At 58.0% G+C, this 21,773-nt stretch carries 17 protein-coding genes; 15 read left to right on the top strand and 2 right to left on the bottom strand.

The window, feature by feature from the left end; all coding sequences use genetic code 11:
* The first annotated feature begins 10 nt into the window (after nt 1-10).
* Together bglB and AC0L7L_RS08380 are read left to right on the top strand one after the other, a co-directional pair.
* Nucleotides 11-1,096, top strand: coding sequence for a beta-galactosidase BglB (bglB, locus tag AC0L7L_RS08385; RefSeq protein WP_473513340.1), 1,086 nt, complete (start codon nt 11-13; stop codon nt 1,094-1,096).
* Nucleotides 1,097-1,754: 658 nt separating this feature from the next.
* Nucleotides 1,755-4,160, top strand: a complete 2,406-nt coding sequence (locus tag AC0L7L_RS08380; protein WP_473513339.1) for a mechanosensitive ion channel family protein — start codon at nt 1,755-1,757, stop codon at nt 4,158-4,160.
* A gap of 111 nt (nt 4,161-4,271) precedes the next feature.
* Here AC0L7L_RS08380 and AC0L7L_RS08375 read toward each other — a convergent pair whose 3' ends face one another.
* A complete protein-coding gene (locus AC0L7L_RS08375) occupies nt 4,272-5,378 on the bottom strand; it encodes an ABC transporter ATP-binding protein (RefSeq protein WP_473513337.1) in 1,107 nt (368 codons plus the stop codon).
* Nucleotides 5,379-5,574: 196 nt separating this feature from the next.
* Between AC0L7L_RS08375 and AC0L7L_RS08370 the strand changes: the two genes are divergently transcribed.
* From AC0L7L_RS08370 to AC0L7L_RS08325, 10 genes are all read left to right on the top strand, one after another.
* The gene (locus AC0L7L_RS08370) at nt 5,575-6,300 is read left to right on the top strand and encodes a GntR family transcriptional regulator (RefSeq protein WP_272211373.1); all 726 of its coding nucleotides are present in this window, start codon (nt 5,575-5,577) and stop codon (nt 6,298-6,300) included.
* 4 nt (nt 6,301-6,304) lie between these two features.
* Nucleotides 6,305-7,315: an alpha/beta hydrolase gene (locus AC0L7L_RS08365; RefSeq protein WP_473513335.1), complete on the top strand. Its 1,011-nt coding sequence runs from the start codon at nt 6,305-6,307 to the stop codon at nt 7,313-7,315.
* Between the two features lie 45 nt (nt 7,316-7,360).
* Nucleotides 7,361-8,584, top strand: a complete 1,224-nt coding sequence (locus AC0L7L_RS08360) for an ABC transporter substrate-binding protein (RefSeq protein ID WP_272211371.1) — start codon at nt 7,361-7,363, stop codon at nt 8,582-8,584.
* Nucleotides 8,585-8,719: 135 nt separating this feature from the next.
* On the top strand, nt 8,720-9,631 hold the full coding sequence (locus AC0L7L_RS08355) for a carbohydrate ABC transporter permease (protein WP_473513333.1): 912 nt from the start codon (nt 8,720-8,722) through the stop codon (nt 9,629-9,631).
* The gene (locus tag AC0L7L_RS08350; protein WP_272211369.1) at nt 9,628-10,461 is read left to right on the top strand and encodes a carbohydrate ABC transporter permease; all 834 of its coding nucleotides are present in this window, start codon (nt 9,628-9,630) and stop codon (nt 10,459-10,461) included. The genes AC0L7L_RS08355 and AC0L7L_RS08350 overlap by 4 nt, the downstream gene beginning before the upstream one ends.
* 41 nt (nt 10,462-10,502) lie before the next feature.
* A complete protein-coding gene (locus AC0L7L_RS08345) occupies nt 10,503-11,393 on the top strand; it encodes a sugar phosphate isomerase/epimerase family protein (RefSeq protein ID WP_272211368.1) in 891 nt (296 codons plus the stop codon).
* Nucleotides 11,390-12,409 (top strand): Gfo/Idh/MocA family protein, encoded by a 1,020-nt coding sequence (locus AC0L7L_RS08340; protein ID WP_473513330.1) that lies wholly within the window; start codon nt 11,390-11,392, stop codon nt 12,407-12,409. The genes AC0L7L_RS08345 and AC0L7L_RS08340 overlap by 4 nt, the downstream gene beginning before the upstream one ends.
* 136 nt (nt 12,410-12,545) lie before the next feature.
* Nucleotides 12,546-12,890, top strand: coding sequence for a RidA family protein (locus tag AC0L7L_RS08335; RefSeq protein ID WP_272211365.1), 345 nt, complete (start codon nt 12,546-12,548; stop codon nt 12,888-12,890).
* An 89-nt stretch (nt 12,891-12,979) separates the two neighbouring features.
* A complete protein-coding gene (gene tkt / locus AC0L7L_RS08330) occupies nt 12,980-14,980 on the top strand; it encodes a transketolase (RefSeq protein ID WP_473513834.1) in 2,001 nt (666 codons plus the stop codon).
* A 191-nt stretch (nt 14,981-15,171) separates the two neighbouring features.
* Nucleotides 15,172-16,224 (top strand): aldose epimerase family protein, encoded by a 1,053-nt coding sequence (locus AC0L7L_RS08325; protein WP_272211364.1) that lies wholly within the window; start codon nt 15,172-15,174, stop codon nt 16,222-16,224.
* 135 nt (nt 16,225-16,359) lie between these two features.
* Here the strand turns inward: AC0L7L_RS08325 and AC0L7L_RS08320 are convergent, their stop codons facing one another.
* Nucleotides 16,360-17,286 (bottom strand): GlxA family transcriptional regulator, encoded by a 927-nt coding sequence (locus AC0L7L_RS08320; RefSeq protein WP_473513327.1) that lies wholly within the window; start codon nt 17,284-17,286, stop codon nt 16,360-16,362.
* A gap of 413 nt (nt 17,287-17,699) precedes the next feature.
* Here AC0L7L_RS08320 and bcoG point away from each other — a divergent pair, with 413 nt between their 5' ends.
* The 3 genes from bcoG (at nt 17,700) to AC0L7L_RS08305 (ending at nt 21,767) form a co-directional block, all read left to right on the top strand.
* Nucleotides 17,700-18,620 (top strand): 3-dehydrocarnitine:acetyl-CoA trimethylamine transferase BcoG, encoded by a 921-nt coding sequence (bcoG, locus tag AC0L7L_RS08315; protein ID WP_272211361.1) that lies wholly within the window; start codon nt 17,700-17,702, stop codon nt 18,618-18,620.
* Nucleotides 18,620-20,065 (top strand): carnitine 3-dehydrogenase, encoded by a 1,446-nt coding sequence (locus AC0L7L_RS08310; protein ID WP_473513832.1) that lies wholly within the window; start codon nt 18,620-18,622, stop codon nt 20,063-20,065. Before bcoG ends, AC0L7L_RS08310 begins: the two co-directional genes overlap by 1 nt.
* A gap of 115 nt (nt 20,066-20,180) precedes the next feature.
* On the top strand, nt 20,181-21,767 hold the full coding sequence (locus AC0L7L_RS08305; RefSeq protein WP_473513325.1) for an ABC transporter substrate-binding protein: 1,587 nt from the start codon (nt 20,181-20,183) through the stop codon (nt 21,765-21,767).
* Nucleotides 21,768-21,773 lie beyond the last annotated feature (6 nt).

Raw genomic sequence — 21,773 nt, 5'->3', positions numbered from 1 at the left:
CTGAAAAGCCATGCATCACGAAAGACAGGAACTTCTCGGCCACCTTGCCAATGTTGCCACCGGCCTATCACGGATCCGCGGCATCAATGAAACCGCCCCCATTGCTGAAGGAACCTTCTCGATCCAGTTCGACGAATGGGACTGGGAGATCGGTGTCGGTGTCTACGGGCTTTACCGCCATGCCTGCCAGACCGGTGATCTGGATCTGATCAACGCGCTGGCCGACTGGTATGAATGGCAGATTTCGCGCGGGCTGCCGCCGCGCCAGGTCAATTCCACCGCGCCGATGCTGGCGCTTTCGTTCCTGATCGACGATGTCGAACGGCCCGAATGGGAAGCGCTCGTCAAAGACTGGGCCGAATGGCTGATGACAGGCTTGGCCCGCACCGAAGACGGCGGCTTTCAGCATGTGGTTAAGGAGCGGATGAATGACGGCGAGTTATGGGACGACACGCTGTTCATGACCTGCCTGTTTCTGGCGCGTGCGGGCAAGCGCTTCGATCGTCCCGACTGGGTTGAGGAGGCTGTGCATCAGTTCCTGATACACACACGTTATCTCGGCGACCCGAAGACCGGCCTCTGGTATCATGGCTGGACTTTCAACGGGCGCCACAATTTCGCCGGTGCGCTCTGGGCACGCGGCAATTCCTGGATCACCATCGCTATCCCCGAACTGTTTTCCATCGTAGAGACCCTGCCACCGGCGACTCATCTCTATCTCACCAATGTTCTTGTGGCTCAGGCAACGGCGCTCAAGAAACGGCAGAATGCCGAGGGCTTTTTTCACACGCTTCTTGACGATCCGACGGCGCCGATAGAGGCATCGGCAACCGCCGGTATTGCCTACGGCATATCCAGAGGGATTTCGCTTGGAATCCTGCCGCAGTCCTTCCAGCCGGTTGCCGAAAAGGCGTTTCAGGCCGTCCTTGGTTGTATTGGCGATGACGGGATTGTAACCCATGTTTCCGATGGCACTCCGATGGGCCATACGCTCGATTTCTATCGACAGATTCCCGATATCCCCGCGCCATATGGCCAAGCGCTGACAATGCTGATGCTGGTCGATGCGATAGCACGGTCCTCAGCAACTCAATAACGGCTAAACCCCTGACCGTATTGGTTCTGTTGTCGCGAAATGCATTGGGTTTCAAACGGCAAACAGGTTTCCCTGTTGCAAACACCGATGTCCGGCAATTGCCGTTCGATGCGATGCCTCCTCCGCTCCGCGGGCGCAAGGCTGTTGTTGCGACGGGACGTAAATTATAAAAAAAGGCGCAGGAGCGGCAGGCGGTCACCGCGTTGCTTCTTGGCTATGGTTCTTCGGAAGAGGATCTCTCGCGTGGCTATGTGTTTGATCCCAGGGTTTGTTGGTGCATAGTTTTCCCAGGCTCAGAGGCCCGCGCTGCGGGACAGATTTTACACGGCAGCGCATGCACGGTTGAGCAAATGGCGCGAGTTGCAGAGTATTTCCTAGGAACCATGGCAAGGCTCGCCTTGATGAGCGCATGCCTTTGCTGTGCGCTCCAATCGAATAGGACTATCTCGCGCTTGTGGTGATCTGGTCGGTGGTGCCCGGCGTCGATCTGCGTCATAGTCGGTACAAAATGATTTGTGCATTGGGCGGGAGCAGGCAGGGTTTGAAGCACATAAAGACACGATCTACAGACTATCGCTTGAATGTTCCTTCAAAAAGATTGAGAGGGTTTGTCCTCACCGTCTGGATCATCTTTGCCGCAGGCTTTCTTTCTGTAGCTATGGCCGCAACAGATAGTTGGACCGGCGCCTGGGATTCGCGCTGGTTTGACGGCGGCGCGCGCGTATACCTGCAGCAGAACGGCGACCATGTTACCGGTCGCTATCCGGCCTATAGCGGCCGTCTTGAGGGCGATGTCCAGGGCAACCGGCTTTCAGGCACGTGGAATACGCCAAAGAGTAGCGGTTCGTTTGAGTTTATCCTGTCGGAGGATGGGGCGAGTTTTGTTGGCCGTTTTGGCAACAAGCAATGGTGGACGGGGGCGCGGATTCCTTCCGATCACGACCAGAATTTGCGCGCCTTACAGTCATCGCCGTCTGAAACCCTGCGCACCTTCCTGATTGCTGCCGAGGCGGTGGAAAGCGGTCGGCTGGAATATCAGGATGACCTTCTGTCGATGCTGATCTTTCCGGAAGGTGGGCGCGAAAATCACGCCCGGGAGCTCGCGCCGCTGGTGCTTCTACTCGATCAGTTCACCGTCGATCCCGATGTTTTCGAAAGCAGCGCGCCGGAAGGCGAGTCGGCTGAACTGGTGCTTACGCGCTATGATGGCCGTACACTGCCGCTGCAGTTTCGTCGCGTTGGGGAGGACTGGTTCATGGTTGCGCCGCCCGCCGATGTTGTCAAACGCCTGTTCTCCGAGATTGCGAAGGAGGCGGAGGCTGGCGTGCACAAAGGGGGAGGGCGCTTTGACGGTGCGACCCCGCGCGCGGCCATGGAAAGCTTTGTGGATGCGATGCGGGCCGGGCCGGCCATGCAGGAAACCGCGATAGCGGCGCTCGATCTTTCGGAAATGCCGTCCGTGGTGCGTGACCGGCAGTCCATTCTGGTTACCGAGTATCTCAACGAGGTGATCGCCCGCATTGGCGAGGTTGTGTTTCAGGAAATCCCCAACGACCCCGGCTCACTCGAACCCTTCGTCTATTTCACTCATCCCGCAGGCGATATCGTCCTCGCACCAACAGAAACCGATGACGGTGTGCAATGGAAGTTCACGCCCGAGACGGTGCGCACCGTGCGTGCGCTCTACGCTGCCACAGAAAACCTGCCGAAAGCGGTCCGGGTTCTGCCCTATGACGCACACTCAAAAGCGCCCTATTTCAAGATACGTGCGCTCGTCGCCGGATGGGCGCCGGCGGGCTTGCAACCCTTAGGCCCGCTTGAAACCTGGCAGTGGGCGGGGCTTGTCGCCATCTTTCTTGTCGCGGTCTGCACCGCCTTCGTCGTCGGTCTCATACTTTCACTCATCACCCTGATCGGGAGTGCCACTGAGAACGCAGCACACCGCCCCGGGCCTGCAATCTGGGGTTTCCGGTTGTTTGCCTTCGGCGTCATAAACTATTTGGGTTTCACCATCCTGGGTTTGCCGTCCGAGTTCAGCAGCGCCATCAAATCGATGGCGATCCTGATGATGATCGCGGGCGCCATTCCGATCGAGTTCTGGGTCGTTGACCGGCTGCATCAAGGGATCGAGAGGGCGGGCCTGATCAACCCGCGCGGTGAAATCCTTGCATCGCTCATGGTTGGTGTCGCCAAGGTTCTTCTGCTCTGCTCCAATATCCTGCTCTTTGCCGAGGCACTGCGAATTCCCTATGGCGCGGCTGTCGCCGGTCTTGGCATCAGCGGGATCGCGATTGCCTTCGCCGCGCGTTCAACGCTTGAAAATGTGATCTCTGCCTTCATCCTGTTCGTTGACCGACCTGTCGACGTCAATGATTTTGGCCGATTTGACGGACGGATCGGAGCGGTCGAGCATATCGGGCTAAGGGCCACGGTCATCCGCACACTGGAGCGGACACTGCTGACCATACCGAATTCAGATTTTATCTCCTCCAACATCGAGAACTTCAGCCGCCGCGACAACATCTTGATGCGCCGCACTTTTGCGCTCAGGCCCGAAACCAGCCTGGACCAGTTGCGCTATCTGCTGGCGGAGATCCGGCGCATGCTGGTTGCCCATCCGAAGGTTCTGCCCGACCCGGCGCGGGTGCGGCTTCTGGGAGTTGCAGAGAATCGGATCGAATACGAGATTTTCGCCTATATCCGCACCGTCGATTATTCGGAGTTTCTCGCGATACAGGAAGACGTGATCTTGCGGATGATGATGCTCGTTGATGAATCAGGGACAGATTTTGCCTATCCGGCCCAAACCCTCTACTTTGCGCGCGATCGCGGCATCGATCCCGAAAAGGGTGGTGAAGCCGAGCAAACGGTCGCCGAATGGCGCAGCAGCGGCAATCTTCCCTATCCTAACCTTACGACCGAAGAAGTCTCAAAACTTCAGGATACGCTCGACTATCCACCGGAAGGCGCGCCGCCGGAATCCGAGCAATTCATGCCCATCGGTCCTGAACGTCCGCGCCAGCAGGGGCGTCGTTTCTGGTTCTTCCGTTTTGGAAAAAGGTGAAGGCGGGGAGACTTTTGGATGCCTTTATCGGGGAAGCCTGCTGCAAGGTGGCTGAACCGACTCAGTGGGTTTCCCGCCCCGTGGGCGGGAAACTGTTTTACCCTGAAGCTTTCAGGACGCCGTTTGGGCCACCCGCGGCATCGCCGTCATTTCAAGGCGATCTCCGGTTTTGGCGTCGAAGAAGTGAATCTTGTCCGCATCTGCCGTGAAGTGCAGAACCTGACCCGGTTGGAGAGACAAATCCGGCGCCAGCCGCGCGGTGATCTCCGTCTTGTCGAGCAGGCAGATCGCATGGGTATCCGATCCAAGCGGCTCCAGCACATCGATACGGGCCGAAAACAAGGCCTCGTCCCGAGCGCAGGGTATCAGATGTTCCGGCCGGATACCGATCTCGATTGCTTTGCCATTTTCGTGGACTGACCCGGCGACGGGAAGGGCAAAGTCACCGAAATGCAGCTCAGAAACGCCGTTTTCCGTGGTAAGCCGGGAGTCAAAGATATTCATTTTCGGCGATCCGATGAATTCGCCGACAAAACGGCTGATGGGCCGTTCGTAGACAGTGACCGGCTTGCCTTGCTGCATGATTACGCCATCCTTGAGGATAACGATGTGATCGGCAAGTGTCATGGCCTCCACCTGGTCGTGGGTCACGTAGATCGTTGTTGTCTTCAGCAATGTGTGAAGTCGCTTGATCTGGGTGCGCATGTCGACGCGCAGTTTGGCATCGAGATTGGAAAGCGGTTCGTCAAAAAGATAAACCTGTGGTCGTCGCACGATGGCGCGGCCCATGGCGACGCGCTGGCGCTGGCCACCCGAAAGCTGGCCGGGCTTGCGCCCGAGCAACTGAGTGATCTGCAGAATGCTTGCGGCTTCGTTCACCTGCCTTTCGATATCCGCTTTGGGAATGCCCCGCATTTTCAGACCGAATCCGATATTCTCGGCAATCGACATATGCGGGTAGAGCGCATAGTCCTGAAACACCATGGCAATGTCGCGCTCGCGGGGTTCAAGGTCATTGACGACCTTGCTGTCGATTCTCAGTGTGCCGCCGGAGATTTCCTCCAGGCCCGCAACCATGCGCAAAAGCGTTGACTTGCCACAGCCGGATGGGCCGACAAAGGTGACAAAAGACCCATCTTCAATAAATAGGTCTATACCTTTTATGGCGCGAAATGCACCGTAGTCCTTGACGATTTTCTCGAGTTTAATGCTTGCCATCAGTACCTCCCGGATGACCGGGCCTTATGCTGTTTACCCGGAATTTCCCATAATTTCATACAGTTTTGCGGTCGCTACCGGTCATCAGGCTTGCGGTGGCTGGTGGCGGACCCGACGAAAAATTCGTCTTGCCAAGCTCCGTTGGTATCGCTATATTATCGATAACGTTATCGATATGCAAGCAATGGATTGAATTATGGCGATCGAAAATTTCGGAAAACCGCAGGGGTCTTCTGCGTCGGGATCTTCTTCAGCTACCGCCCGGCGGGCCGGTCGCCGCAGTCTCACTGTTTATGAGGATCTGCAGCGTGACATCATGCTCGGCGATATTCCGCCGATGTCGGCTATTCTTGAGCTGGATATTGCCGAGCGTTTCGGCTGCAGCCAGAGTACTGCACGCGAAGCATTGATCGCACTTGATCATGATGGTCTGGTCGACCGCCTGCCGCATCGTGGCACCATGGTTGCCGATTCACGGGCCGATGATGCACGCGAACTCATTCTGATCCGGCGCGAGATCGAATGCCGCGGCGTGCCGCGCATCATGCAGCGCTACGGTTCGCTGCTGCGCAACGGTTTGCTTGAAGTCATCGGCGCGATGATGCGCGCGGCGCGTGCCGGTGACGCCTATCGGCTCTCCCAGCTTGATCGCGAATTTCATCTGAAGCTTTACGAAGCAGCCAACCTGCCGTCCGTTCAGCCGATTCTGAGGCGCTGCCTTATCCACAACCATCGTTTCAAAATCCTGAACTCAAAGGATCAGCGCGACCTTGTCGAGACTGCTGAACGGCATGAGGGTATCATTGAAGCGCTGAGCAGCGGCGATACCAGCACCGCAGTCGCGACGCTCTCTCATCATATCACTACCATCGTCGAGTTCGGCCCAAGTATTCTGCCGGAAGACGGACCACAGGGGAGATGAGGCGATGACGGGAGGACATACTGAGGACGCCATCGGCACGAACCGCTTCGAGGCGGGGGCTCGGGATCGGGTTTTATTGCCGGAGATGGAGGCCATTCTGATGCGCCTGCAGGAGGAGGATGGCGAACTCGGTGATCCGACACAGATGGCGCCCGGCGAGGGAAGGGCCCAGGCTGAGGCCGTTAATGCCCGCTGGAACCAGAATATGCCGCCGCTTGTTTCTGCGGTCAATTTCGAGGTTGACGGGGCGGCAGGGAATGCCATTGCCTGTCGCCTGATAACCCCGTCGAAGGATGCGCACGGTCTGATCGTCTTCGTTCATGGCGGGGGCTGGGCATTCTGCAGCAGGGGCACTCACGAGCATGCCGCACGTGTGCTGGCGGTTGCTGCAAACGCCCACATTCTCACCTTCGACTACCGGCTGGCGCCTGAACATCCTTATCCTGCGGGCCTGGATGACTGTGCCGCCGTCTGGAACGCGGTGCTAGTCGGCGAAGGGCCGCTCAGAGAGCTTGAAGGGCCGCGCGCCATTGCCGGAGACAGCGCCGGCGCCAATCTCGCGCTTGCGCTCATGCTGCGTTTGATTGAAGCCGGTGCAACTCTGCCGGATGCAGGCCTTCTGTTCTACGGCGTCTATGACGATAATTTTCAGTCGCGTTCTTATGTCGACTGTGCTGATGGTCCCGGCCTGACGCGCGCCAAGATGATGCGTTACTGGGATCTCTATACCCCTGACAAGTCAGATCGTGAAAGCCCGTTTGTCTCGCCGCTCAAGGCTGAAGACGCAGCGCTTTTGAAGCTGCCGCCGCTCTATCTGAACGCGGCGGCGATCGATCCCTTGCGCTCAGACACTGCCAATTTCGTCCACCGGCTTTCTGTGCTCGGTCGTCATGACAGATACAGACTGTTTCCCGGTGTTGTGCATGGATTCATGCAGATGAACTCCGTTCTCGCCGAAGCCCGGACGGCGGCCAGGGAGGCGGCCAACGCCTTTTTGGAATTTGCGGGCAAATAGAAAGCCACTTGAACCGCGTAAAGCGGCGATAAGCGGAGGAGCAAAATGAGGAAACTACTCACAATTGCGGCGCTGTCAGCGTCCGTCATCGCGTATAGTGCAGCGGCGAATGCCGATGATACCGTGCGTTTCTGGTACCATTTCGACAATGCGGATAACCCGATGTCCGATCTGGTTGCCAAATTCGAGGAGCAAAACCCCGGCATCACGATCGAGGCCGAAAACGTTCCCTGGAACAGTTACTACGACAACCTGTACACTTCGATCATTGCGGGCAACGCGCCTGATGCTGCCATGGTCAAGCTCTATGCGCAGCCACGCCTTGTCGAAATGGGCGCGCTTGTGCCGATTGATGACTATCTTGCCGGTTGGGATGGAGAGAGCGACCTTCAGGACAATCTTCTGGATCTGACCAAGGGGCCGGACGGCAATCAGTACTACCTGCCGATCCAGTATGTGGTTCTCTATCTCTATTATCGCGCGGACATGCTGGCGGCCCTGGGGATGGAGCCGCCAAAGACCTGCGCGGAATTCCGCGAAGCCGCAAAAGCTCTGACTCAGGACAGCAACGGTGACGGTAATCCCGATATTTACGGATTTGGATTCCGCGGTGCCAAGGGCGGCCAGGAGCATTGGGGTTCTCTCGTGCTTTCGCGCGACGGCGTCAGTCTCGATGAAAAGGGTGGCCTGACCAATGCGACGGCTATCGAAGGTACGCAGTGGGTTGTCGACCTCTTCGAGAAAGATCACGTTTTCCCACCGTCAGCCCCGAATGACGGCTTCAAGGAAGTCACCGGTGCGCTGAAAGCCGGTAAGACGGCGATGACCATCCACCATATCGGCTCCGCCAATGATATGGCGGCAGCACTGGGTGACAAAATTTCAGCAACGACCGTTCCGGAGTGCGGCGGTGGTCACTGGACGACGTTTGGCGATGAATCGACCGCCATCTTCTCCAGCGCCGAAAACAAGGATGCCGCGTGGAAGTGGATTTCCTTCCTGTCGACGACCGGCAACAACAAGGAGTTCAACGAGGCAACCGGCCAGCTTCCGGTTACCAAGTCCGACTCGGTCAATTGGACACTACATCCCAAGCGCTTCGTCGATGCCACCATCGCTTCGCTTCCCTTTGCGGTGACGCTGCCGAATACGCCGGAGACTTCGGATTTCGTCAACACGGTCTGGCCCGTCAACATGCAGCGTGCGTTGACCGGTGAAATCACAGCCGAGAAGATGAACCAGAATATCGAGGATCTCTTCAATCCGTGAGAGACGTGTGAAACCGTCCGGCCCTGAAAACGGGCCGGGCTCTTCCCATCCGTATCACCTTCGCGACTGTCCCTTTTTGCCGGCCCCTAGGTGTTGGAGCGATAAGGACGCCGGATCAAACGGCGACAACCTAACATGACCATGACTGCCCCCGAACCTTCGGCGGGGCGCGTGGCGCTAGCCAAGCGTGTCTTGCCCTATGCCTTGTTGTCACCGGCCGTTCTGGTGACGCTGGCGATCGTTTTCTTCCCGATGATCCAGGCAGCCTGGATGAGCCTGCACGATTACGTGCTGTGGAAACCACATGCGATCACCTTTGTCGGACTGAAGAATTTCATCACCGCTTTTCAGGATGAAGTTTTCTGGATTTCCCTCAAACATACGGTGATCTGGATCGGTATTACCATTCCGGCTCAAATGCTTCTGGGATTGGCGACCGCCATGCTGTTGAACCAGGAATTTCCCTGGCGTCCCCTTGCGCGCGCGCTCGTCATCATCCCGTGGGCGCTGCCGAGCGTTGTCATCGGCCTGATGTGGGTCTGGATCTACGACAGCAATTACGGTGTCCTGAACGACTTCCTGCTCAGGATCGATGTCATCAAGCAATCGATCCCGTGGCTGGCTGATCCGGATACAGCGCTTTATGCAATTATCCTGACGCTGACATGGCAGGGCTTCCCGTTCTTCGCGGTGATGATCCTTGCGGCGCTTCAGTCGATCCCTCAGAGCTATTATGAGGCCGCGTCCATCGATGGTGCCAGCAAGTTCCGTCAGTTCTGGCACATTACTTTGCCCGGTATTTCGGGCGTGTTGGTCACGGCGGTGTTGTTGAGAACCATCTGGGTCGCCAATTCGATTGACGTCATCTACGTCATGACTGGCGGCGGGCCCGGATACTCCACCTACACGCTGCCGCTGTACGCCTTCATCAAGGCTCGGACCAATCTCGATTTCGGCTACGGTTCCGCACTCGCCGTGCTCTTCACGATCATGCTTCTGGGTGTTGTCATTGTCTATCTGCGCAAGGTTGGGAGGGACGACAAATGATCGCCGGAAAGAAATCCAGAACCAGACGTATCCTGTTCGTCGAATTGCCGATGGTGTTGATCCTGCTGTTCACGCTGGGCCCGTATCTGTGGATGCTGCTGACCTCGCTGACGGCCGAAGACAGGCTTTTCACCTTCGGGCCGAGCCTGATCGGGGCAACGTTTGAAAACTATATCCGGTTGTTCAAGACCGTCGGCTTCCTGAACAATATGATCGCATCGCTGATCGTCGCCGTTGGTACTGTGATTGTCGGCCTTACGCTCAGCGTGACGGCAGCCTATGCGTTCTCGCGGTTTTCCTTCCGCGGCAAGCGCTATCTGCTGATCCAGTTCCTGATCATCAACATGTTCCCGATCGTTCTTCTGATCCTGCCGCTCTTCGTCCTGATGCGTGTGCTGGGTCTTCTGGATACGCATCTGGCGCTGATTATCGCGAACTCGACGGTCGCCATTCCGTTCTCCACATGGATGATGACGAGCTATATCAACGGTATCCCGAAATCGCTCGACGAAGCGGCGATGACGGATGGCTGCACAAGGCTCGGCGCTCTGCGGCGTGTGGTCCTGCCGTTGTGCACACCCGGCATTGTTGCGACCGGCATTTATATCTTCATCACCTCGTGGAACGAATATCTCTACGCGCTGACACTCGGCGGGCAGAATGTGCGTACCATCACTGTCGCCATCCAGACGTTGATTGGCGAGTACGAGGTGCAGTGGGGCCTGTTGACGGCAGGCGGTATTGTCGGCGCACTACCGGCGACAATTCTGTTCCTGATCGTTCAAAAACGCCTCATCAGCGGCATGACCCAGGGCGCGGTCAAGGGCTGATCATCTTCAACCAACTCAAGGACAGAGAAAGAAAGTATAACGTGACAAACCCGATCGGTATCATATCGATGCAGTTTACCCGGCCCTTTGGCCGGGAACACATGCACCTCTTCCGGCATATGCGGACACTTGGCTTCGACCTTGTCGAATTGCTTGTGCCCGAGCCTGAAGATGGTCTTGACCTTAAGGCGCTTAAGGGAGCGCTGGATGAGGCCGGACTTGGCGTTGCGCTTGCCGCACGCGTCAATCTGCAGCGCTCGATTTCGGATGCCGACAAGGGAATACGCGAAGGGGGCATGGGCTATCTCAGATATTGCCTTGAGGTAGCCCACGCGCTCGGCGCATCAACGCTTGGCGGTCCGCTTTACGGAGCGCCCATGGTCTTTGCCGGCCGTGCGCCGGCGCCGGTTGCGGAACACGAGATGAAAGCCCGTGGCGAGCGTGTGATCGACGGGCTTGGCGTTCTGGCGCCGGAAGCGCAATCTGCCGGTTGCCGGCTCGCGCTGGAACCGCTCAACCGCTACGAGACCGATGTAATTTCGCTGGTATCGCAGGCGATATCCGTCATTGATGCCGTGGATCATCCGGCCCTCGGCCTGTTGTTCGATACGTTCCATGCCAATATCGAGGAGCGTTCCATTCCCGATGCCATCCGCATGGCGGGTGAGCGCATCATCTATTTCCAGGCCAACGAGAATAATCGTGGCTATCCGGGAACCGGCCATGTCGACTGGACGGGAACCATGCGGGCGCTGGCCGATGTCGGCTATCAGGGTCCGGTCACGCTGGAGCCCTTCCGCCGGGACGACGATGAGCGTATCGGCCTGCCGATAGCCCAATGGCGGGCGCCGCAACAAGACGAGAGCGAAAAGCTGACGGCCGCTATCGCTTTCATACGTGACTTGATCGCAAAGTCGGGAGGGCGCTCATGACCCTCAATATCGGCTGGATCGGCTGTGGTCGCCACGCAACGCATATGCTGATGCCGCAGCTTGGCCGCAACGACATGCGCATTGCCGCTGTCTGCGATCTGAACCGCGATGCCGCAGCATCTGCCGCCTGGCAATATGGCGCCGAGGCCGTCTACAGCGACTATTCCGAGATCATTGGCCACAAGGGGCTTGATGCGGTTTGCATGGCGGTTGGCCCGGATCTGCATCGTGTTGCGGCCGTGGCAGCTCTTGAAAAAGGCCTGCCGGTGTTTCTTGAGAAACCACCGGCGAGAGATTGTGCCGGTGCCCTTGAAATTGCCGCAGCTGCCAAAAAGGCAAAAAAGCCGGTCGTTGTCGGTTTCATGAAACGCTACTCCACCGGTAACCGGATTGCCGGCAACATTCTGCGCGGTGACGGCTTCGGACAGGTATCCGGTCTGACCGGCTCGTATATGTCCGGCCCTGCCTACTTCGCGGGTGTTGCCGACTATTCCAGCTTCTATCTGCACCACTGCGTCCACTACATGGACCTGATCCCCTGGTTTGCCGGTGCTCCCTTCAGGGAGATGGCTGTCCGCACCATAGAGACCGCTCCCGGACGTCTGTTGCTGCACCTCAATTTCGACTGTGAAAACGGTGCGATCGGCACCATTGTCATGGGCACGATCCAGTCACGCGGCACGCCGACCGAAGACATCACGATCATGGGTGACCATCGTCGCATCGAGATCGAGAACGTCATCAATGTCCGCTATTTCCGCGATCCAGCTTTTAAGGTGGAAGACCCGGCGGCCACGCTTGCCGATGGCGCCGATACGCTGAACTGGACGCCGAATTTCACCGCCGCAGCCAATGAGGACCACAAGGGCTATGCAGCCCTGATGGCCGATGCGGCGAAAGCATTCAGGGGCGAGGAAAACAACGCCCCCGATATCACCGATGGAGTGTCAGCCATGGCGTCGCTCGAACGCATGACCGCCCTTATCGACGATGATCTCAGGAGACGCCGGAAATGACGGACTGAGGAGAAACCATGCCGGCAGAAGGACTTACGCTCGAAAGTTCGAGCCCTTTAGCCGGAAAACGAAAACGGGGCTTGCCGCGCCCTTCCACAAGCATTGCGGCAAGCCCCTCACAAGGAAAGAAAACACCGTGACAAACAGATATCTTCCAACCCCTGTTCTGCACCGTGTCGTCGAAAAAGACGGATTGGTCTTTGTCGGTGGCACCGCATGCGACGACACAAGCCTCGATATTGCCGGGCAGACCCGCCAGACCATCGCCAAGCTCGAAACCTATCTTGAGGCTGCGGGATCCGACAAGTCCAAATTGCTTTTCGCAACGATCTATCTCTCCGATCTCGGTCTGAAAGCGGACATGAGCACGGTCTGGGCTGAATGGATTCCGGCCGAGAGCCTGCCCGCTCGCGCCACCATCTGCCCCGGTGATCTTGGCCCCGGCGTGCTGATCGAAGTTACTCTGATCGCTCACAAGTAATTATTCGGGAAAGTTCTCAGGTGCGCGTCAAGAAACGCCCGCCCTGCGTCTTGCCCCAGCCTTTCGAGGTTTGAAAATGTTGAACAATAATCCCGCCACCGCTCTCGTCCACCGAGCTTGCCAACACCATCCGCGTCCTGTCGATGGATGCCGTGCAGAAGGCTGTCTCAGGCCATCCCGGCATGCCCATGGGTATGGCCGAAATTGGTGTCGCGCTGTGGACCCGCCACCTGAAACACAACCCCAAAAACCCGGGCTGGTACGACCGCGACCGCTTTGTATTGTCGAACGGCCATGGTTCCATGCTGCTTTACAGTCTGCTGCATCTGACCGGCTACGACCTGTCAATGGAGGATATCCGCAACTTCCGACAGTTGCACTCCAAGACACCCGGCCACCCCGAACATGACGTGACACCTGGTGTCGAAACCACCACCGGTCCGCTGGGGCAGGGGATTGCCAATGCTGTCGGCATGGCCATTGCTGAAAAAATGCTGGCCGCGTCCTTTAATAAGCCTGGCCATACCATCGTTGACCATCACACCTTCACCTTTCTCGGTGATGGCTGCCTGATGGAAGGCGTTTCGCACGAGGTCTGCTCGCTGGCCGGCACACTTGGCCTAGGAAAGCTGATCGCGCTTTACGATGACAACGGCATCTCCATCGACGGCCATGTCAGCGGCTGGTTTACCGATGATACGCCAAAACGCTTCGAAGCCTATGGCTGGCAGGTTATCCGCAATGTGGATGGCCATGATGTCGATGCCGTCGACGCCGCCATCGCCGAAGCCAAAAAGAACACGAAGCAGCCGACGCTGATTTGCTGCAAGACCACGATCGGCAAGGGGTCGCCATCTTATGCCGGCGACGCGCATTGCCATGGCAATGTTCTGGGTGACGAAGAGATTGCCCGTGTGCGCGAAGCGCTGGGCTGGACTCTGCCGCCCTTTGAAGTGCCGGCCAATGTCTATGACACCTTCAATGCCGAAGCCACCGGCAAGGCCATTGAAAGCGCCTGGGATGAAGCCTTTGCTGCCTATGAGAAGGCTTATCCAGCTGAGGCGATTGAGTTCAGGCGGCGCATGTCTGGTAAACAACCGGCCGATTTCGACGCCGAAATGGCCGCATTCATCGCTTCGGCCGAAACGTTGACGGACACGATCCCGATGCGCAAGGCCAGCCAGAATGTGCTGCAGATGCTGGGTAATGAACTGCCCGAACTGGTCGGACTTTCCGCAGACCTTGCGGGGTCGTGCCTGTCCATCTGGGACGATATCGAACCGGTAACGGCGGAAAGCGGCGGCAATTACATTTATTGCGGCGTGCGCGAATTTGGTCTCGGCGCGATCATGAACGGTCTCTTCCTGCATGGCGGTTTCCGGCCGTTCGGCGGTGGCTATGTCGTGTTCTCCGACTATCAGCGCAACGCAATTCGCATGGCCGCACTGATGAAACTTGGCGTGGTCTATGCGCTTTCGCATGACTCGATTGCAGTTGGCGAGGATGGCCCGACGCATCAACCCATCGAGCATCTGGGTTCGCTCAGGCTGATGCCGAACCTCGATGTCTGGCGTCCGGCCGATGCCGTCGAAGCGGCCATTGCCTGGGAAACTGCGCTCAAACACACCGGTACGCCAACGCTGATGTCGCTCAGCCGTCAGGTGCTGCCACCGCTTACCCGCACTGCTTCTCAGGCAGAGGCCATCCGTCGTGGCGGCTACGTGCTTTCGGAAGCAGAAGGCAAACCTGCTGCCGTCATCATCGCCACGGGTGCTGAAACCCGCCAGGCGCTTGATGCCCAGACCGCGCTTGCCAAAGATGGCATTCAGGTGCGGGTGGTGTCCATGCCCTCCACCTTTGTGTTCGATCAACAGGATAAGGCCTACAAGGGCGACGTTCTGCCGGTAGGTGTGCCGCGCGTCTCTGTCGAAGCAGCCGGGACAGACTACTGGCGCAAGTATGTCGGCCTTGAAGGCGGTTGCGTCGGTATCGATACCTTTGGCGAATCCGCGCCGCCGCCAGTTCTGTTCGAACTCTTCGGTATCACGGCGGACGGCGTCGCGAAGACCGTGAAATCGGTGATTGGCTAGTCGCGAGGGCCAATCATCACGAGCGCTGCCCTTGCCGTTTGAGCAGGGGCGGCGCTTACCCAAACCGGACACCGGATGAGCTAAACGAACCGGAAATGCCCGGTTTGCTGAGCAACATGGAAGCGGGACAGCTTCGCGTTTATTGAAACAATATTGACGCATCTGTCTGCGATCCTAGGGAGGATAAAGCCTTGACGGGCCAGAACATTGAACATGCCGTTATTGGAGAAATCGACGGGCGGGCGGTCGACGTCTATCGCCTGAAGGGCGGTGACACGGAAATCGAGGTGATGACCTACGGTGCGATATTGCGCCGGGTGATGCGGCCTGACCGGGATGGCAAGGTCGGGGATATCGCCATCGGTTATGACAATCCGGCTGACTATGTTGAAAAGCCCGGCAATGCCGGTGCGATCTGCGGCAGGCTTTCCAACCGTCTGGCCTTCGGCAAATTCAGCCTCGACAGCGTCGATTATCAGCTTCCGACGAATTCAGGGCCGCATCATCTTCATGGCGGGCTTCCGGGCTTTGGCAAACGCTTCTGGGAAGCGGAGCCTGATCCGGTCAAAAACGCGGTGACGTTCCGGATGCCGAGCCCGGAGGGCGATCAGGGGTATCCCGGCAAGCTTGATGCCAGCGTCACTTACCGGGTCGGCGATGACGGAGCGCTGGAACTGACCATGGAGGCGGTGACCGACCGCGCCACCATCGTCAACATCATCTATCACGGCTACTGGAACCTGGCCGGTCACGACAGCGGCAGCGTCGAAGGCCAGCTTCTGAGGCTTCTCTGCGACCGATATACAGCGGTAACGGAAGACAAGATCCCGACCGGCGAGATCATTGAAGTCGCCGGCACGCCCTATGACTTTACCCAGATGCATCCAATCGGCGACAGGATTTCCGAGACATGGCCGGGCATTGGCTATGACCACAACCTCTGTGTTGCTGGTTTTGACGGAGCGATGCGGCTGGTGGCTGAAGCCCAAGACCCTAAGAGCGGTCGTGGTTTTCAGCTTCGCACCAATCAGCCCGGCGTGCAGTTTTATACGGCAGGCCACTACCAAGCCCAGCCGACAGCGGGCAAGGGCGGAGCGCTTTACCGCGAATTTTCCGGTTTCGCGCTTGAAACACAGGCCTTTCCTGACAGTCCGAACCACCCGAACTTTCCCTCTGTCGTGCTGCGCCCCGGTGAAACATACCGTCACATGATGCGGTTCGATTTCACGACCGTGTCCAGATAGAACACGAACGTGGTGCCCGCTCCGCGGGCTGCTTTTCAGACCTCGCGCTCGGCGCGGGGTTGCTTTCGCGCGTGTAAACATATTCGCAACGACTCGCGAACGCCTCGACACGGGCCGATAGCTGCTGAGCCCTGCTCAGGACTTCTTTTCCACCTGGCGCACGGAGTGACCATAGGCCTTCTGGAAGGCCTTGCTGAGGGCCGAAGCACCTGAATAGCCGGAGCGGATTGCGACTTCGCGCAGGCCGAGCGCAGTGTTTTCTGCCATCTCTCGGGCGTAAACCAGTCTGATGTTCTGATAATACTGCCCGGGCGCCATGCCAAGTTCCGCTTTGAACAGCCGGTTGAGCGTACGCGTTGACATATGGGCCCGCTCAGCAAGCGCCGTAAGCGAAAGCGGGGTTTCGCGCGTCTCCACCATGATGTTGATGATGGCATCCATCCGGCTGCGGCCGGGCACGGAAAGCGCTGTCGGCATACGTACGCCGTCCCGGTTCAGGCTCGCGTCATGCATGAACATCGACGAAGTCATGAAGGCTTTTGCCGCACTAAACTGCTCGGTGATGAATGCCAGTATCAGTTCCAGCGCTGTCGAGGCCCCGCCACAGGTCCACAACCGCCCCTCTCTGACATAGGGGGCCTGGCTGATACTCACCTGCGGAAAGGTTTCGGCGAATTCGTTCAGCACGGACCAGTGAAGAGTGGCTGTCAGCTCGTCGAGTAACCCGGTTGAGGCGAGTATCCACGCGGCGGCGTCCGCTCCGATGACATATCGGCTCTGGCGGGCAAGAGCCATGACAAGACGCTGGTTCTCCGGTGTCGGGTGCTGGCGATAGCCATTACTGGAAATGATGACCAGCAGATCCGAGGTGTCGATGTCCTCAATTTTTGCATTGGGCGTGAACAGCAGCTGCGACGAGCTTTCGACAGGGGCGTTGTCCGGGCTTACGACATGCCATCGAATATCCTCCTGATAGAGGTCGTGAACCATCCTGAGCGGTTCCAGCAGGCAGGACAATACGAGATTGGAAAAGCCATCGAAGAGCAGAAATGTAACGTTCATGTGGCCCTTTTGGCATTATTGGAAAATATTTTGGCATTTTAGGATAAAACTTGTGCCGCTGGCTACCCTATTCTTCTCTCCATCAAAACCGTCATGTTCCTGCGGCACGCGCCTTCCGGCCCGTTGCGGAAACGATCGGACGATCCGGCGACGAAGTCTCCCCTGACGGGGACGTGCCACCCCAAGAGGCATGCGACTGTTTTCCGCTCGATCAAACTCGTTGGCTTTGTACCATGGGTCAGGACGTTTAGCGTCCGATGTCCGGTTCTATAGATTAGCACGATGAAACGCTGCGCAGGGCGTCGAACTGCGAGAAAAACTGAGTTTGCACAGAGCGGCCAATAGCATTGGCAGGCTGGTGCATGGGTTAGAATGCGCTGTCGGCGAGCGATGGCGATGTAATAGGAGTTTTCATGCCTTTGACGATGAACAGGGACGTTTTCATTACCTGCGCTGTAACCGGTTCGGGAAACACACAGGATCGTTCTCCTCACGTTCCCCGTTCTCCTGAAGCGATTGCAGCAAGCGCGATTGATGCAGCCAAAGCAGGCGCCGCCATTGTTCATTGCCATGTTCGTGATCCCGAAACCGGCAACCCCGTGCGCCTTCCCGCGCTCTATCGCGAAGTAACCGAGCGCATCCGTGCGTCCGAGGTTGATGTGGTCTTGAACCTCACCTCGGGTATGGGCGGCGACATCACCTTCGGGCCAACCGAAGCGCCATTGCCGGTCAATGCAGCCGGAACCGATATGGTCGGGGCGGCAGAACGTGTCGAACACATCGCCGAATGCCTGCCGGAACTTTGCACGCTCGATTGCGGCACGATGAATTTCGCCGAAGCCGACTACGTGATGACCAATACGCCCGGCATGCTGCGTGCCATGGGGCAGATGATGACCGATCTCGGCGTAAAGCCGGAAATCGAGGCCTTCGATACCGGCCATTTGTGGCTTGCCAAGCAGCTGGTCAAGGAAGGCATTTTAAGCTCTCCGGCAATGGTTCAGTTGTGCATGGGCGTTCCGTGGGGCGCGCCGAATGATCTCAACACCTTTATGGCCATGGTCAACAATGTGCCGGAAGACTGGCATTGGTCGGCGTTTTCGCTGGGCCGCGACCAGATGCCCTATGCGGCAGCGGCCATTCTGGCCGGCGGCAATATCCGCGTGGGCCTGGAAGACAATATCTATCTGGAGAAGGGCGTGCTCGCGACAAATGCGCAGTTGGTCGAAAAGGCCGTAACTATTGCCGAAAACATGGGAAGCCGGGTCATCGGGCCGCAGGCTGTTCGCGAAAAACTCGGTCTCGTGAAGCGTGCCCCGAAGGGTGCTGAATGATGAACGGCGATGGCAGTCGGAAGGTCGCCATCGTCGGCGGCGGCGTGATTGGCGGCGGCTGGGCCGCGCGGTTCCTTCTGAACGGCTTTGGTGTTGCTGTGTTCGATCCCGACCCGGAAGCTGCACGCAAGGTCGGCGAAGTGATCGGCAATGCCCGCCGGGCGCTGCCGGGGCTCTACGACAAACCACTTCCGGCAGAGGGCGAGCTTGTCTTTTGCAACACACTGGAACAGGCGGTGACCGGAGCGTCATATGTGCAGGAAAGCGTTCCGGAGCGCCTTGCGCTGAAACATGATGTTCATGCCGCCATTGCTGCTGCGATACCGGAAAATGCAATCGTCGGCTCATCGACATCGGGCTTCAAACCCTCGGAGTTGAACGAAAAGGGCGCGCAAGTCATCGTCGCCCATCCCTTCAACCCGGTTTATCTGCTGCCGCTTGTTGAACTCGTCGGTGACAAGGCGCTGTGCGAAACGGCGTCCGGTATTCTGCGCTCGATCGGCATGTATCCGCTGACAGTGAAGAAGGAGATCGACGCTCATATTGCCGATCGCCTTCTGGAGGCCATCTGGCGGGAAAGCCTGTGGCTCGTCAAAGACGGCGTTGCCACGACGGAAGATATCGACGAAGCCATTCGCATGGGCTTTGGCCTGCGTTTCGCCCAGATGGGCCTGTTTGAGGCCTACCGCATTGCCGGTGGCGAAGTGGGGATGACCCATTTTATGGCACAGTTCGGCCCGGCCCTTTCATGGCCATGGACGAAGCTGATGGATGTGCCGGAATTCAACGATGAGTTGGTGGATCTGATTGCCGGTCAATCGGATGCCCAGTCCGGCGATAAGTCGATCCGCGAACTGGAGCGTGAGCGCGACGACAATCTTGTCGGCATCCTCAGGGCGCTGAAGGTCAGTGATAGTGGTGCGGGCAGGGTGGTTTCAACCCATGAGGCTGGTCTTGCCGTTATCGGTGAGCGCGACGGCCTTCCCGTGACTCTGCGCCATCAGGTGCCGTCATCGTGGACCGATTATAATGGCCATATGAACGAAACCTTTTATCTGGAGGCGGGATCCAAGGCGACCGATGGGTTCATGGATTTGATCGGTGCCGACAGCGCCTATATCGCCAAAGGTCTGAGTTACTTTACGGTCGAAAGTCACGTACGTTATCTGAATGAGGTTCATGAAGGTGATACGTTGACGATGACCAGTCAGCTTCTGTCCGGGAAGGGCAAGAAGATGCACCTCTTCCACCGCCTTTTCCGCAGTGATGGCGAACTGTCAGCGACGGTTGAGACGCTGCTGCTGCACACTGATCTCAACGCCCGCCGCACCTGCCTGCCGGAGGCGAGCGTGGCCGAAAAACTGGCTGAATTCGAACGCATCCATGCCGAACTTCCGGCGGAAGGTGCTGGTCGCTTTGTCGGAGAACGCCCCGGCAGCCGTTAGCGACCCTGACCCAGAGAACAATCAACCGGCTCGTTCGATTGTAACTTATTCCGCCCTACTGAGAGGCTAGCGAGCCGCCTCGTTTGCGGACCAACCAAACCAAGACGGAACAGCGATGAACTCCTATCTCAAATTTCTGGCAATCAGTACTCTGAAAGGTGGCATGTCCCGCCGCGAATTCATGGGCCGCGCCTCGGCGCTGGGTATCGGCGCGGTTGCCGCCAACTCGATGCTTGGCCGTGTGGCGCAGGCGGCTGAACCCGTCAAGGGCGGTACGCTGCGCATGGGCCTTGGCGGCGGTTCGTCAACCACGTCGCTCGACCCGGCGCTGATTGCAAGCCAGGTACCGTTTCATGTGGTCCGCGCTTACGGCGAACAGCTTCTGGAAGTGAACGCCGATGGGTCTTTGAACCCGCGTCTGGCAGAATCCTATGATGCTTCGGATGATGCCAAGACCTGGTCCTTCAAAATCCGTAAGGGTGTTGAATTCCACAACGGCCAGACGATGACGCCGGAAGATGTGCGCCAGACCATGCTGCGCCATTCCGATGAAGACTCCAAATCCGGTGCGCTTGGCATCATGCGCGGCATCTCCGATATCCGCGTCGACGGCGACAATCTGATTATCGAGGTCGATACGCCGACGGCCGATCTGCCCTATCTTCTGTCCGACTTCCATCTGGCGATCCAGCCGGGCGGTGGCCGCGAGGACCCGACGGCCGGTGTCGGTACCGGCGCCTACAAGATTGTCGAGGCCGAGCCGGGCGTTCGCTACACCTTCGAGAAATTCGGCAATTACTGGGATGATAGCCGCGGTCATTTCTCCACCGTCGAGATGACCGTCATCAACGATGCGACCGCGCGCAACGCCGCGCTTCAGTCCGGACAGGTTGATGTCGTCAACCAGGTCGCCCCGCGTGTTGCCGGCCTTCTCAATCGCGCGCCGGGCGTTCGTGTCGACCATGTCGCCGGTCGTGGCCACTATGTGTTCATCATGCAGTGTGACCAGCCGCCGTTTGACACCAAGGAACTGCGCAACGCCTTGAAATACGCGATCAATCGCGAAGAGATGGTCGACAAGATCCTGCGCGGCTATGGTTCGGTCGGCAATGATTTCCCGATCAATGAATCCTACCCGTTGTTTGACGACACCATTGAGCAGCGGACATACGACCCGGAAAAGGCAGCAGCCCTTTACAAGGCATCCGGTCATGATGGCAGCCCGATCGTGCTGCGTGTGGCCGAAACTGCTTTCCCGGGGGCCGTCGATGCTGCGCAGCTGTTCCAGCAGAGCGCCCAGGCAGCCGGTATTCCGCTGGAAATCAAGCGCGAACCCGATGATGGTTACTGGTCGGATGTCTGGAACAACACGCCCTTCTGCGCTTCCTATTGGGATGGCCGTCCGGTGCAGGACCAGATGTACACCACCGCCTACCTTTCAAGCGCTGACTGGAACGACACGCATTTCGACAATGAGCAGTTCGACGAACTGCTGATCGAAGCCAAGGGTGAGCTGGACCAGGCCACGCGCAAGCAGCAATACAGCCAAATGGCCAGTATCCTGCGCGATGAAGGCGGCCTGATCTGCCCGATGTTCAATGAGTTCGTGCAGGCCTACAACGAAGATGTTCAGGGCTGGGAAGAAAACGGTGTTTTCGAACTCATGAACGGTCTTGCCCCTCTCAAATGCTGGAAGAGCTGAGGCGCC

The organism is Martelella sp. K41-7 (genome assembly GCF_055808365.1).
Note: the sequence above shows the minus strand (reverse complement) of the source record. Positions and strands in the feature narration are given on the sequence as shown.